Below are 14,354 nucleotides of genomic sequence, written 5' to 3' on the forward strand. Positions count from 1 at the left end.
TATTTAGGCTTAAACAAAGGTGCAGCCAAATGGCGCTTAGCGTCAATAAGTTATGGTGCAGCCCGCGCCGCCAAAACCGGTAATGTTGGCTTTCTGCACCACACACCACATCCTGCCCAAAAATTGCCGGCCATTTACTAACGCCAAACTGATATGCCCGGGCTGGCCGCTTTATTATTTATAGGCTGATGCAATATTTCCCTGAAAAGGGGTGATAGTTGTACAGCGTTTGGGGTGGCGCAATATCAAATTACAAAGCATATAATTTTATTTAATAAATCAAAGTACTTTGAAATTTAAAGTAAATTGATAGTTTTGCATAGTACAAAATCTTGATTGGTTCTATACCAACCTGGTTGCTAAACGGCATATCAAATTACGATTGATGAATACACGATCTGCTTTTTTTTACAATAAGTTTTCGGTTTTATACCCCTTGGTTGATATGGTACTAAAGCCGCAAAAGCGGGTTTTATTTAACCTTATCAATACTTTGCCCGAAGGCGATCTGCTTGAGATAGGGGTGGGCAACGGTTCGCATTTTAAGCTTTACACAAAACACCGGGTAACAGGTATCGACACATCCGCGGCGATGCTGAAGGCAGCCTTAAAAAATAGTCGCCCCAATATTAAGGTAATGGAGATGGATGGCGAAGCGCTGCTTTTTGCCGACAGGACCTTCGATTATGTGGTGCTTTCGCATGTGATAGCTGTTACGGGTAATGCCGACCGGTTGCTGGAAGAAGTATGGAGGGTGTTGAAGCCGGGCGGACAAGTGTATATTCTTAATCATTTTACGCCGGATAACTGGCTGCGGCATGCAGATCATTTGTTTAAAAAGTTATCACATAAGCTTCATTTTAAATCGGTTTTTTCTATCGATGAGGTAATCGCTATCAAAAAATTTAAGCTTTTAAAAGAAATTGGTTTTGGCCCGGGGCTTTATTTTAAACTATTAGTTTACCAGAAAAAGTGAGGAAAAAATATCTTTTTATTTGCCTGGCGTTGCTGATCAGCTTGTTTATTTATTTGTTTTACAGAACCGACCGGACGGCCGTAAACGAGATAGTTATTAAGCTCATTTCGTTTAAAACATACGCAGGTTTAAAAGCATATATTGTTACGATGTTTCCCCTTAATAACGTTGCGATATACTCGTTACCCGAGGGGCTGTGGGTATTTTGCATTACGCTTACTTCCAAACCTTATTATATAACGTTAATTAACCGCCGTGTATACCTGGTGTTTATGCCGCTTTTAATTTGTATTGTGCTGGAGGTATTTCAGCTTTTTCATATCACCAACGGCAGGTTCGACTTCATGGATATCGGGGTTTCCGTTATTTTTTGGATATTAGGCAATTACGTATCGAAAGACGGTGATGAAAAACAGGATATCATGACCCGGCCCAACTTAAAAATGATAATTTGTTGGGCCAGTTATGGCATTGTTTATTTAGCACATGTTTTTAAATAAAAGGGATTGATATTGGCATGAACAGGATTAAACGACATATAAAAAGCTACAGCTATTCGGTAAACGGGATATGGCTGGCATTCAGGTACGAACATAACATGCTTTTTCACCTGGCCGGTGCCATTGCTGTTGTAATAACAAATACTTTGCTGAACGTTACCAAAACCGACTGGCTGATAACCCTGATACTCATCGGCGTAGTGTGGATGGCGGAGCTTTTTAACACCGCTATTGAAAAGCTGGCAGACCGCGTTACCAAAGATCAAGACCCCTTAATTGGCCAGGTGAAAGATATCGCATCAGGCGCGGTATTGATAGTATGCTGCTTTGCAGCCGTTTGCGCGGCGATAATTTACTGGCCTTATTTGGTGGGATGATTGCGGCGGACTCGTAAAAAGTAACCCTGATTTATGAGCCCCAGCAAACCACTAAAACCCCTCAAAAATAGCTTTTTTTGGGGGCAGTGGTACTCATTGTTTAACAGGCTTAAATTTAGAGCACTTTGACAACCATTTATCTGCTTTTTCATGATTGTATACAATGTTAATATCCCAAGTAGGTTCTTTAACTGTTAGATTTTGAAAAGAATTATCAGTAGTGATTATCAAGCCGTCAATAATAATTTTTCTCTCATGGATGTCCCTTTTGTTTGTTGTGTAGTGTAATTTGACTTTCCCGCCTAACTTTTTTAGTTCTTCTTTGGCATCATCAAAAAAATAGCTTCCTGAAGTTTTTAAAGTGTAGTAATGGATGAGTTTGCCTTTAAGACTAATCATGTAGTTGACGTCAATTTCTCTGTTGATTATTACCACTTTATTTATAACCCGCGGAAGGGAGAATACATCCTTAAAAAAGTTACTTATTTCGTTATCGTTCTTAAAGTCTTGATAGCTTGTTTGATAAGTACCTTTTGTTAACAACGAATCAATTATTTTATACTTAGTACTAGTTGATTTAATCGTGCTAAAACCATTTTCATCTGATTGTAAATAAACTATGTTATCACCAATTGACACCGGAAAAACATAAGGACTGCTGCACTTTTGATATAATGAAGAAAACTCTTGTTCTATGGTCACATCGGATGAAGTATTCTCTTTTTTAAGCCTGCTTTTATCGCTAAGTTCAACTATTAAGGCTTCGAAAATTTGCCTATCGGGGATAACCTGTTCTAAATGTTTGATGTAGCGGTCTGAAAACAAGACTTCAATAGTATCATTATATATGATGTCGTAAAACTTCTTAACCTTGGTCTTTACAAGAGATTCAGTTTGATTAATCCTTAAGCATTCTATCAAACAGGTGCTGTCGAACAGTACAATCATTAAATTAACTCCTTTACAAGGTTATACGATGTATCGTAAAAGCCGGAAGGAAGGTTCGGAGTTAATTTACCGTAATCGTTTATGCTATGTGAAGTAATTGCAAACTGTAATGAATCACGTTTAAAGTAATGAATTGTTACGTCTTCAGGATTTAATCCAAATGTCTTATTTTTTATCAATACCTGAAGCTTCCTTATAATGTGTTCACTGTGAGTCTCAATAAAATATGAATTTTTAGAACCAAGACCAATTAAAGTTTCTATGAATTTGGCTTGTAAATTTGGGTGTAAGTGCACTTCTGGCTGTTCAATTAGCAATGTTTCGCCATTTTCGGAATAGTTTTCAGAAAGGATTGCTTGAAATAATATGGGAAGCTGTAAGGAAACACCGTAGCCTACATCAGTGATATTAGACCAATAGTCTTTAGTTTTGACGTTCAGTGCCAATACTGGTATATTCTTTTCAGCTGCAATTTCAACTTCTTCTGCTATCCCAAATTCTTTGATAGTTTTGTTTAGCAGTGAAAGAGCGTTGTTGTAATTATTTTTGCTATGCGATGAGTTGCTTAAGATGTTTATAAGCTTCTCTATATCAATTAACTTATAAGAATTTTTTTTGTCTTCTTTGAAGTAAAATCTTTTGGGGGAACTACCTATTGGATTAACAAATTCTATTTTTTCAAATTCTTTTTTAATATAATTTTGAGTTACTAATAAATATGCTAACTGAAAATAAATGGTTCGTCCGTCACTTTCTCCAAAGTTATCAATGCATTTTTTTTTGAGGTCTTGGTCGATTATCGTTAAAAAACCTTCTTTATAAGCTGTGCAATTTTCAATTAATACGGATTGCTTTTTAAAAGTAAATTTTAGGTCGGCATATACTTCTTTTGTAGATAACCCATCCGTCGCGGGTTTTATGATAAATTCGAGCTTGCCGATTTTCGTATTTTTTATAGTGGTTTTTATTGATGTATGTTCATCAAGTCGGGAGTCAAACTCAAATCTAATTTGATTTGAAAAATTCCTATACGTTTGTATAAGTTTTAGGTTAGAAATTATTTGGTTAGATGCTCGACTTATCACGTCCAACCATTCTTTAATAAAAAAATCATTGTATTCTGCTTTGAAGTCAAACTCGATAGTGATTTTTTTAGACTTTTTTTTATAATATATTACTTCTTGGAAGTTACCTAAATCCACATAGTCGCCAGACAACTTTAAGTTGCTCTCCGAAGGATTATCTAAAGTTTGCTTTAAGGCAAGTAGCAGTTTTAATAGTGAACTTTTTCCGCCACTGTTCTCACCAATTAAAATATTGATTCGTGAAAACTTAAACTCTTGATTTAAAAAACTCCTAAAATTGTTTACTTTTAAGTTGAACATTTGTTACTATATGCTTAAAGTGGATATTTTCTCGGTGTAAATAGAATTTAAATATAACAATATGTTATCGCCTTACAAGGTGTATATAAGAACAGTCCTAAAATAAGGTTTAGCTATTTGTGACTGAAAATGTCACCTCCCGTAAATTTGAGGCTTTTAGAAACACCATATTCACGTATCAAGATTGACATGCCACTAACTTTCGCATTCGCAGGATCTCCGCAGGCAACCCTAAGAGTTGAAACAACTTACGCAATTACTTTATACTCTTTATTGGTAATTATACTTTCTATCTGGTTCAGTTGGGCTGCGGTTAGGTGTTTTAAGTTTTCCTGGCTTAAAATGGTATTATTTATTTGCAAGTAGTTGTTCTGCTCGTTTATAACGGTGCCGGTGCGTTGCTTACTTGCCGCGCCTACCACTTCCAGGTAAAGCCTGGCGGCTTTCATATCGCCGTTGAGCGCGCTGTTAAAAACACTGGTGAGTACGTTGGGAGCCATAAATTTAAACTGCTCCATCTCTGCGGTAAAATCGGGGTGGCGCTGGTATTCCTTTAAATGTTTGGCAACGGTTTGCCGGCTCAGTCCGGTTTTCTCGGCTATCGCTTTTTTACCGGGAATGGTACCATACTGGCGCATTAGCGTAGTTATAGCGTTGTTAATGATGGTATGGTTATAGTCCCAGATGTCGCTCTTTGTTTCGGGCGTGATAACAGGGCCTATCTTCGCTAAAAAATTATCGCGTTCGGCATCCTTTAGTTTTGCTAAAATGTCTGTACAGGCTTGTGAAAGGTATTGGCGCTCGGGCCCGGTTAAACATTCAAAATCCCGGTTAGTGATGGTGTCTTGTTTTAACAGGTCTTCAATTTTTTGGGCGGCCCCGGTAAAGTTTGCCGCAGCCGGCGTTTTGGATTTAGGGGTAATATCCATAGTGGTATTGAAAATTGATTTAGGTGTACTTACAAATATACTAATATTTTTAGTAAAATACAACAGCTGATCATGGCTAACACGGTTTTTATTTAAATTACTTATAATCAACACTTTAACTACATAAACAGCTAAATTGTGTTAACCATGTTAACCATGATTTGGGTTGCGGTGAGCAGTTGGAGACCCCATTACGGAACCCGGCCGTAGTGCGGTAAAGCAAAAAACCCTGTCCGCTATTCGCGGGCAGGGTTTAATTTCGTGGAGCCGGAGGGATTCGAACCCTCGTCCAAACATGGTATAAGTAAAGCTTTCTACATGTTTAGCTGTTATTTAATTGTCGGGGTTATGGAAGGTTAATCGCTTACCTGTACCGTAACCCTTAGGTGCTTTGTTTCGCTTGCTTACCACACCTTAAGCAGGCTATTCTCATTTTTCGATGCCCCGTTTGCCGATCCAATGAGAAGGAAAACCGGCGGGACAAAAGCTATGCTAATTCTAAATTAGGCAGCTAAGGCGTAGTTATTTTCGCCATTTGTAAGTTTGAGCGTTCAGATTTAAGCGCTAATTCACACAACGCGCTACATGCTTACTTCATTATCTCCATCCTGTCAATTCCGGTCGACCCCATTTGTTTGAGTTCGCAGTTGGCTGTTGCCAGTTTTCAGATGAATCAAGTACAAATATACTTAAAATATGTTTATGATGGACGATCTACCGTTTGCCGAATGTCAAAAGTGCCAACTGCTAACTGCCCGCTGTTCTTCCGGGATAGGACTTTAACCCCTCGGCCAAGCAAACCATGGCTTTATTAAGATCGGCGTTATTAAGTACATAAGCCATCCTTACCTCGTTTGTACCGGCGCCTTTAGTGCTGTAAAAGCCGGTTGCAGGGGCCATCATCACGGTTGCATTGTCGTAACTGAAGCTTTCCAGCATCCACTGGCAAAATTTGTCGGCGTTATCTATCGGGAATTTTGCTACCACGTAAAACGCACCGCCCGGGTTGGGGCAGTAAACACCTTCAATTTTATTAAGAGCGCTTACTAATGTATCGCGGCGTTGGGTGTATTCCTTATTTACAGCGGCAAAGTATTCGTCGGGGGTATCAACAGCTGCCTCGCCCGCAATTTGTTCAACCATACCGGCCGATAGCCTTGCCTGGGCAAATTTTAATCCGGCTGCCAGCACCGCTTTGTTTTTGGTGATCAGGCACCCTAAACGTGCGCCGCAGGCGCTGTAACGCTTGCTTACGGTATCCATCACTATCACATTGTCGTCCAAACCGCTCAGGTGCATAGGCGATATAAACCGGCGTCCGTCATAACAAAACTCACGGTACGCCTCGTCGCTAAACAGGTAAAGGTCATATTTTAAGGCAAGTTCTTTTAACGCGTCAAGTTCCTGCTGCGAGTATAAATAACCGGTAGGGTTGTTGGGGTTGCAAATAATGATCGCTTTTGTCTTATCGGTTATCAATTTTTCAAACTCGCTTATAGCGGGCAGTGCAAAACCATTATCAATGTACGATAGGATGGGTTTTACCACCACATCGCTTTGGTTGGCAAAGCCATTGTAATTGGCGTAAAACGGCTCGGGGATAATCACCTCGTCGCCGGGGTCAAGGCAGGCCATCATGCCAATGGTAATGGCCTCAGAGCCGCCTGTGGTAACAATTATATTTTCGGGCGTTATGTTATATCCCAGCTTGTTATAATATTCTGTAAGCTTTTTACGATAGCTTAAGGTGCCCTCAGATGGGGTATAAGCCCATACTTTAAAGTCGATGTTTTTGATAGCGTTAAGCATACCTTCCGGGGTTTCAATATCCGGCTGACCGATGTTAAGGTGGTATACTTTTTTACCGTCAAGTTTAGCTTTATCGGCAAATGGCGTTAGTTTACGTATTGGAGATGCAGGCATGCGCTGCCCTTTTTGCGAAATTTTTGGCATATGCAAAATTAATAAAAAAAACCGCGCGCACTAAATGTCCCTCTATAAGGGAGCCTTGTAAATATCTTTTTAATCTGCTTCTCCAAGGGAGATGTTTGGCGTGAGGAAAAAAAAAAGCACCGATTTATCGGTGCCTTTAAATTTTATGTCCCTCTTATTAGCGAAGAGGGGGGCGATGTTCTTACCTGCTGCTTACCGCCGGCTTAGCAACAACCTCGCCTACAATGCTTAAGTATTTGGTTGGCGTTTTAGCGTTTGACGTTACTACAATAGTTTTGTTAAAGCCCGAAAGCGCTGCCGCATTATAGGTGATCGTAATAGTGCCTTTAGCGCCCGACATAACAGGCGTTTTTGTATAGTCGGCAATAGTACAGCCACAGGTTGGTTTAACTTCGGTTAAGATCAATGGCGCTTTGCCAACGTTGGTAAATTCAAATACGGTTGTAACGGGGGTGCCCTGTGGTATCTTACCAAAATCGTGCTTTTCCTCGTTAAATTTAAACTCGGGTTGCGATGCGGTTTGGGCAGAGGCGTTAAAGGCAAAGCCTAAAACAACTGCGCATATTAATAATAGTTTTTTCATGGTTATCTGTTTGATAATTACAAATATAAAAGGTTTAACCTTAATACAAAACTATTGTAAAAACTATATGTTTTACATAAACCAATATAAATAACAGAATAGAATTTCCTAATTTTACCGCCTAAACAAAATTTTATATGCCCGAAACTGGAATACACACAGGCAATAGTACTAACGCTGCCGAACTCAGTTTTGACGATTTTAGAAAAATTGTTATTGATGATTACCGCATTGGTTTTGAGAGCCGCCAGGCCAGTATTATTGGCCGGCGCGAGGTTTTAACCGGCAAGGCTAAGTTTGGTATTTTTGGCGACGGTAAAGAAGTTGCCCAATTGGCTATGGCCAAGGTTTTCCGTAAGGGCGACTGGCGCGCAGGCTATTACCGCGACCAGACATTTATGTTTGCCACCGGCATGAGCAATCTTAAAGAGTTTTTTGCCCAGTTATACGCCAATCCTGATATCGAAAAGGATCCTGCATCTGCAGGCCGCCAAATGAACTGTCATTATGCAACCCGCTATGTAAACGCTGATGGCAGCTGGACCAACCAGGCCGAAACCATGAACTGCGCCGCCGATATTTCAACCACCGGTGGCCACATGCCGCGCTTATTAGGTTTAGCATACGCTTCAAAATTATACCGCCAGAATAAAGAGTTGGAATACCTTAAACAGTTTTCTGTAAATGGTAACGAGGTGGCATTTGGCACTATAGGTAACGGCTCTACATCCGAAGGCTTGTTTTTTGAAGCTTTTAACGCGGCGGGCGTGTTACAGGTACCAATGGCTATTTCTGTTTGGGATGATGCCTACGCTATATCTGTGCCGGCAAAGCTGCAAACCACAAAAGAAGATATATCTGAGATATTAAAAGGTTTCCAGCGGGATAACAATACCAACGGGTACGAGATATTTAAAGTGCGCGGCTGGGATTACGTTGCTCTTTGCGAAACTTACGAACGCGCTGTTAAAGTGTGCCGGGAAGAGCACGTGCCTGTTTTAATACACGTTGTCGAGATGACTCAGCCGCAGGGGCATTCTACATCCGGCAGCCACGAACGTTATAAATCAAAGGACAGGCTGAGCTGGGAGGAAGAGCACGACTGCCTTTTGCAAATGCGCAAATGGATGATACAATCGGCTATTATTAGTGCCGAAGAAATTGATGAACTGGAAGCAGAAGCCAAAAAGCATGTACGTAACTGCCAGCGCGAAGCATGGAGCGAGCTGGAAAGCGAGATAAAGGCAGAAATGGCCGAGGCTGTTGAACTGATAGACCGTATTGCCCAACAATCCCCTCAACGCGACGAATTACTCAATTTAATGTCGTCGCTGCAAACCTGTATCGATCCGGGCCGCAGGGATACCATTGCCTGCGTGCGTAAAGTGCTGCGGTTAACCGTTAAAGAAAACAGCGATGCAAGACAAAACCTGGTAAACTGGCTTAATGCCGAAAACGTGAAGAACGTTGAGCGTTTCAATTCAAAGTTGTTTACAGATACGCCAAGGTCGCCATTATATGTGCCTGTTGTTGCGCCGCAGTATGCTGACGATGCAAAAGCCATTGACGGCCGCGAGGTATTAAATGCTTGTTTCGACGCAAATTTTGAACGGGATAAAGCTATTGTTGCCTTTGGCGAAGATGTTGGTTCTATCGGCGACGTTAACCAGGGTTTTGCCGGGTTGCAAACTAAATATACCGATTTGCGCATTACGGATACCGGTATCCGCGAAGCAACAATTATAGGGCAGGGCATGGGCCTGGCCATGCGTGGTTTCAGGCCTATCGCCGAGATACAATATCTTGATTACCTGCTTTATTCTATCACGGTATTGAGCGACGATCTGGCAAGCTTAAGCTACCGCACCCGCGGCGGGCAGCGCGCACCGCTGATCGTGCGCACACGCGGCCATCGTTTAGAGGGTATCTGGCACTCCGGCTCGCCGCTTGGGTTAATTTTAAACGCTATGCGCGGCATGCACATCTGCGTGCCCCGCGATATGACACAGGCCGCGGGAATGTATAATACCTTGCTGCGTGGTGACGAGCCTGCCTTGGTTATAGAATGTTTGAACGGCTACCGGCTTAAGGAACGGTTACCCGCCAACGTCGGCGAATTTACCGTGCCGCTGGGCAAGGCCGAGGTGATCAAACAAGGCACTGATGTTACGGTTATCACTTATGGTTCAACCCTGCGTATTGTGATGGAAGCGGCCGAGGAACTGGAGAAAATGGGTATCAATATCGAAGTGATAGACCCTCAAACCTTATATCCTTTTGATACCGATAATGCTTGCGGCAAATCTCTCCAAAAAACCAATAAGCTGTTGGTGATTGATGAGGATCTGCCGGGCGGTGGGTCGGCTTATATCCTGCAAAAGGTTATTGAGGCGCAAAACGGGTATTACCTGCTTGATGCACAGCCAAAAACACTTTGCGGCGCCGAGCACAGGCCACCGTACGGGTCAGACGGCGACTACTTTAGCAAACCATCCCATGATGATGTTATTGAAGCTGTTTACAAAATCATGAATGAAGCAAACCCGGCTAAGTATCCGGCGATATTTTAAAATGTTTAGCAATTAATGCTTAATAAAGCTCTAGTTTTCTTATTCCTAAACATCTTGTCTGTTGTTTGTTTTGGTCAACAGATTGATTTTATGTTAGAAAGAAGGTCATTAAGTGTAATTGATTCGTTAGAAAATAAAGTGGGGGGTGCAGTCTTTAATTATAATTATAAAATAAGTTTAGCTAAAGATTATGTATTAGGTGTAGATAGTTTTCAATTGGCTAATCCTAAAGTATATACCAGAGATTTTAAACCTTTTAATGGTAGTGTTAGTTACTTTTTTTCTTTACCGGATAGTACTGTACGCCTCGTAGAATATAATTGGGACGGAGAAAAAGAGAACGAGAAGGAACTTCGAGAACTATTTATTAAGAACAAACAGTTGATAGCGGAAAAAATTCAGGACCAGCAACCGAAATTTAAGGAAACTAATACAGGACAAGATGATTGGGTTGGGCTACAACAGTATTGGGAAACAGATAAGATTTATATAACACAGTTTATAATCTTAGGGGCCGGCACGTACCGTGTTCGTGTAAATATAAGCTGGAAATGACTTATTACGCCAAAAACTACCAGCCAATACAGCCTGTGGTCGGTGATATCACCGCACCACTTCCGGCCACTGTGGGGTTATGTCACCTTTTTTCCGCGAACCTATTAATAACCATTGCGGCGGCGGTATCGCCGGTGGCGTTTAAAAGTGTGGCCACGGGGTCTATTAATGTGCCGATGATAATGGCCGGGGGCAGGGCCTCGGGTGGGAAACCGTAAGCAGATATAAACAGTAGCTCGCCGATGTAGCCGCCATTGGGGATCCCGCCTTCAACAATACTTACCAAAACCGTCATGCCAAGCGCAAGTATAATTACTTCGGCGCTGTCAAAGCCCCGGCCAAACATGGCAAAAACCGCCGACATTTTAAGGATGGAAGATATGCTTGAACCATCCTTATGCAACGTGCCCAACAGGGGTATAGTTATGCCTGCAACTGCATCGGTAATACCCATTTTTTTGGCAGCGTATAAATTGGCAGGTATGGTGGCAATGCTGCTGCAGGTCCCTACAGCAGTAGCCGATGGGATGATGTTATTTTCCCAGTATCGCTTAATGCCTTTTACACCACCTGCTATAAAAGCATACAGGCTGTAAAACACCGCGTAATAAAACAAGCTTACGCCATAACCTATGCCCAGCACATGGGCATAGGTGCCAAACAACGATGGGCCGAAAACAGCCACCTGGTAAGCAAAATAAGCGCCCAACCCGAGCGGGCCGGCTTTCATGATAATGCCGAAAACGTGTTGAAATACCTCGTTCCCTGCATTTAAAACCTGAACAAAGGCCTTACCTTTTTCGCCGGCGCTGCGCGCGCCAAAACCAACCAGTATGGCAAAAATTATCATGGCCAGCATGTTCTTGCGCGACAGGAGGTTGAAAAATTCGCTGGTGGTAAATAATTGGGTTACCTGGTCGCCAGATAGGTTTTTGCTGGTTTCTACGGGCGCGGCACCGGCCGCCGCAAATGAAGTTTGCCCTATAGGGAACAGCCAAAGTGCAACAATAGTAAGCAGGGCGGCCATAATAAGCGTACCTAAAAACACCGCCGACATTACACCCATTATTCGCCCTATTTTTTGCGAACCTTCTAAATTGGCAATCGCCGACGAAATGGCGAAAAATACAAGTGGTATTACGGCAACAAACAGCAGGTTCAGGAATATATCGCCTATAGGTTTTAATACTTCGGCCCTGGTGCCCAGTACACTGCCTGCAACGCTGCCTGCAATAATACCGGCTATAAGCCAAATCATCCCGCTATAATTTTTTATCCAGTTACCCATTGTTCCTGTTGTTTTGATAAGTTAATCGCTTCGAAAGGTAAATAATATCCCTCTTAAAATGTTTACTCATGTAACTTATTTCTCTATTTTTGCTGACGCTTGCATCAGGCTTATATATAAAAACTATGGATACTACTTTTTCTGCAATAGCAAATAACATTAAGGCCCGCCGTACTATAAAACCGTCAACCATGAACGGTAATAAGATCCCTAACGGACATATCGCTTCTATACTGGAACTTGCCGACTGGGCACCTACGCACGGCAACACCGAGCCATGGCGCTTTATTGTTTTTGAAGAACCTGCGGTTTATTGCGCGCAGCACGCCGAATTGTATAAAGCGGCTAATCCGGGCGAAAGCTTTAACCCAACCGCTTATGCAAATTTTCAAAATCAGGCCAACAATGCATCGCACGTTATTATTGCCTATCAAAAACGTGGCGATCTGCCCAAGATCCCGCAATTCGAGGAGATAATTGCTACATCATGTGCGGTACAAAACCTGTTATTGGGCGCTACAGCCTTAAACATCGGTGCGTTCTGGAGCACCGGCGGTATGGTATTGAAACCTGCTTACGCCGAGCACTTTGGTTTAGGTGCGGAAGACAGCGTTTTGGGCGTATTGTTTTTGGGTTATACCGATAACCATCCCGAAGGCAAGCGCAAAACGCCGATCGAAGAAAAGATTACCTGGAATAAATAAGGTATTTACATATTTGCTTTATAAAAAGGTTGCTACTATATAGCAGCCTTTTTTGTTTAGCTTGTTTTGGCTTTGCTATACAAATTCCGCAAAGCTGTTACAAACCGGGTGCTACTTAGTCTAATGGATAATACTATAACTTATGGTACACTATTTTATAAGGTTTTGGTTACTTACGGCATTAATATGCAGTACTCAAATTTTACAAGCCCAGCAACTTTCTCCGGATACGTTGCTGCAGCATAAACAATTTTTCACCCTGAAGGATGTAATCGATAAACCAGGCAATGCATTACCTGGTTTAGAGCGAACGTACTTTACCGCCTTTACCGACAACTTTTTTAACAAACCGGTACAATCAAATAGGGATATTGCGCTGTTACAAACAAAATATGGCCGTAAGCTTTCTGTAAAAAAGCAAATAGAGCTGTTGAAATTGCAGCAGGATAATGATGTTAAACTTTTTGATTATGCCGCCGCCTACAAACATACCCGGCAATTATTAAATCTTTACGGTACACAATTAAACCAATACGATAAAGAAGATGCCGAAAATTCCATCATTATATGGAAGAACCTGGTGGCAGTACAAAAGCAGCAGGTGCTCGTCCGGCATGATACCCGCGTTGCCACTACCCGTGATATAGCAGGATTGATGACCCTGCCCGTTACCTTTGGCAGCTACAAGGACGCTTACATATTTGATACCGGGGCAAACATTTCGGTAATCACCGAAAGCAATGCCGAAAAAGCCGCTATACAATTTGTAGGGGATACCTTTCAGGTAGATGCCATTACAGGGATAAAAATTAAAGCGCGCACCGGTGTATGCCCCGAATTTAAAATAGGCGACCTTACGGTACGTAACGCGGTGTTCCTGGTATTCCCCGACAGCGCCTTAAGCTTTGCCGATGGCAAATATACTATTCAGGGCATTATAGGATTCCCGGTTATCGCCGGGATGAAAGAGGTGCGTATTAACAAAGCGGGCTATATGGATATCCCGGCCAACAGCACCGCCATGCCTGTACACAACTTTGGCCTGGATGGCCTTACACCTGTGGTGAACGTTGAACATAATGGTACCATGCTGCCGTTTACCTTTGATACCGGCGCTCAGGTTACCCATCTGAACAAAAGCTTCTACGACCTATATCAGCAGGATATACAAACCCGGGGCATAGCCGCCGATTTTAAGGTGGGCGGTGCAGGGGGCGCAAATGCTTTAAAAGGATACAAAATGCCGGCAATATCGCTCAGGTTATATGATAAAGCTATAGATCTTGTCAATATCAATGTTAAAACGTTAGCTGCATTGCCAAAAGACAATTATTATTTTGGTAACCTTGGTCAGGACGCGTTTCGTAAATTTGATGAATTACTGATCAATTTTGAGCATATGTATGTAATGCTTATAAATACTAACAAATAAATTTTTAAGATTTGACATTGGATTTTTAACTTTGTCGATACTAAATTTCATTAAAAGATATCATTAGACTGGTGTGACAATATCTTTACGATTTTGACGTATATTTGTAATAACAATTTCAACTAATAATATATCATTAGGGAAATTATACCAA

At 41.8% G+C, this 14,354-nt stretch carries 13 protein-coding genes and 1 other RNA gene; 7 read left to right on the forward strand and 7 right to left on the reverse strand.

Annotation, left to right across the window (positions count from 1 at the left end; genetic code table 11):
• Positions 1–385: 385 nt before the first annotated feature.
• Genes GWR56_RS12725 through GWR56_RS12735 form a run of 3 tightly spaced genes read left to right on the forward strand, consistent with a single transcriptional unit; the run spans position 386 to position 1,853 of the window.
• Positions 386–976, forward strand: a complete 591-nt coding sequence (locus GWR56_RS12725; protein ID WP_238395230.1) for a class I SAM-dependent methyltransferase — start codon at positions 386–388, stop codon at positions 974–976.
• Positions 973–1,476 (forward strand): hypothetical protein, encoded by a 504-nt coding sequence (locus tag GWR56_RS12730; RefSeq protein WP_238395231.1) that lies wholly within the window; start codon positions 973–975, stop codon positions 1,474–1,476. The genes GWR56_RS12725 and GWR56_RS12730 overlap by 4 nt, the downstream gene beginning before the upstream one ends.
• A 17-nt stretch (positions 1,477–1,493) precedes the next feature.
• Positions 1,494–1,853 (forward strand): diacylglycerol kinase, encoded by a 360-nt coding sequence (locus GWR56_RS12735; protein WP_162431614.1) that lies wholly within the window; start codon positions 1,494–1,496, stop codon positions 1,851–1,853.
• Between the two features lie 93 nt (positions 1,854–1,946).
• Here the strand turns inward: GWR56_RS12735 and GWR56_RS12740 are convergent, their stop codons facing one another.
• The 6 genes from GWR56_RS12740 to GWR56_RS12765 form a co-directional block, all read right to left on the reverse strand.
• Complete coding sequence (locus GWR56_RS12740) at positions 1,947–2,801, reverse strand: hypothetical protein (protein ID WP_162431615.1); 855 nt, start codon at positions 2,799–2,801, stop codon at positions 1,947–1,949.
• Complete coding sequence (locus GWR56_RS12745) at positions 2,801–4,186, reverse strand: DUF3696 domain-containing protein (RefSeq protein WP_162431616.1); 1,386 nt, start codon at positions 4,184–4,186, stop codon at positions 2,801–2,803. Before GWR56_RS12745 ends, GWR56_RS12740 begins: the two co-directional genes overlap by 1 nt.
• Positions 4,187–4,434: 248 nt before the next feature.
• Positions 4,435–5,115 (reverse strand): hypothetical protein, encoded by a 681-nt coding sequence (locus tag GWR56_RS12750; RefSeq protein ID WP_162431617.1) that lies wholly within the window; start codon positions 5,113–5,115, stop codon positions 4,435–4,437.
• 259 nt (positions 5,116–5,374) lie between these two features.
• Positions 5,375–5,744: a transfer-messenger RNA gene (ssrA, locus tag GWR56_RS12755) on the reverse strand.
• Between the two features lie 118 nt (positions 5,745–5,862).
• On the reverse strand, positions 5,863–7,068 hold the full coding sequence (locus tag GWR56_RS12760; RefSeq protein WP_162431618.1) for a pyridoxal phosphate-dependent aminotransferase: 1,206 nt from the start codon (positions 7,066–7,068) through the stop codon (positions 5,863–5,865).
• A gap of 181 nt (positions 7,069–7,249) precedes the next feature.
• The gene (locus tag GWR56_RS12765; RefSeq protein ID WP_162431619.1) at positions 7,250–7,651 is read right to left on the reverse strand and encodes a DUF1573 domain-containing protein; all 402 of its coding nucleotides are present in this window, start codon (positions 7,649–7,651) and stop codon (positions 7,250–7,252) included.
• 137 nt (positions 7,652–7,788) lie between these two features.
• Here GWR56_RS12765 and GWR56_RS12770 point away from each other — a divergent pair, with 137 nt between their 5' ends.
• The gene (locus tag GWR56_RS12770; RefSeq protein WP_162431620.1) at positions 7,789–10,221 is read left to right on the forward strand and encodes a thiamine pyrophosphate-dependent enzyme; all 2,433 of its coding nucleotides are present in this window, start codon (positions 7,789–7,791) and stop codon (positions 10,219–10,221) included.
• A 15-nt stretch (positions 10,222–10,236) separates the two neighbouring features.
• Entirely contained in the window at positions 10,237–10,776 is a 540-nt protein-coding gene (locus tag GWR56_RS12775) for a hypothetical protein (RefSeq protein ID WP_162431621.1), read from the forward strand.
• An 82-nt stretch (positions 10,777–10,858) separates the two neighbouring features.
• Here GWR56_RS12775 and GWR56_RS12780 read toward each other — a convergent pair whose 3' ends face one another.
• Positions 10,859–12,064: a dicarboxylate/amino acid:cation symporter gene (locus GWR56_RS12780; RefSeq protein ID WP_162431622.1), complete on the reverse strand. Its 1,206-nt coding sequence runs from the start codon at positions 12,062–12,064 to the stop codon at positions 10,859–10,861.
• 125 nt (positions 12,065–12,189) lie between these two features.
• Between GWR56_RS12780 and GWR56_RS12785 the strand changes: the two genes are divergently transcribed.
• Both GWR56_RS12785 and GWR56_RS12790 read left to right on the forward strand, forming a co-directional pair.
• The gene (locus GWR56_RS12785; protein ID WP_162431623.1) at positions 12,190–12,768 is read left to right on the forward strand and encodes a nitroreductase; all 579 of its coding nucleotides are present in this window, start codon (positions 12,190–12,192) and stop codon (positions 12,766–12,768) included.
• 142 nt (positions 12,769–12,910) lie between these two features.
• On the forward strand, positions 12,911–14,200 hold the full coding sequence (locus GWR56_RS12790) for a retropepsin-like aspartic protease (protein WP_162431624.1): 1,290 nt from the start codon (positions 12,911–12,913) through the stop codon (positions 14,198–14,200).
• Positions 14,201–14,354: the final 154 nt, after the last annotated feature.

The organism is Mucilaginibacter sp. 14171R-50, from assembly GCF_010093045.1.
Lineage (GTDB): Bacteria > Bacteroidota > Bacteroidia > Sphingobacteriales > Sphingobacteriaceae > Mucilaginibacter.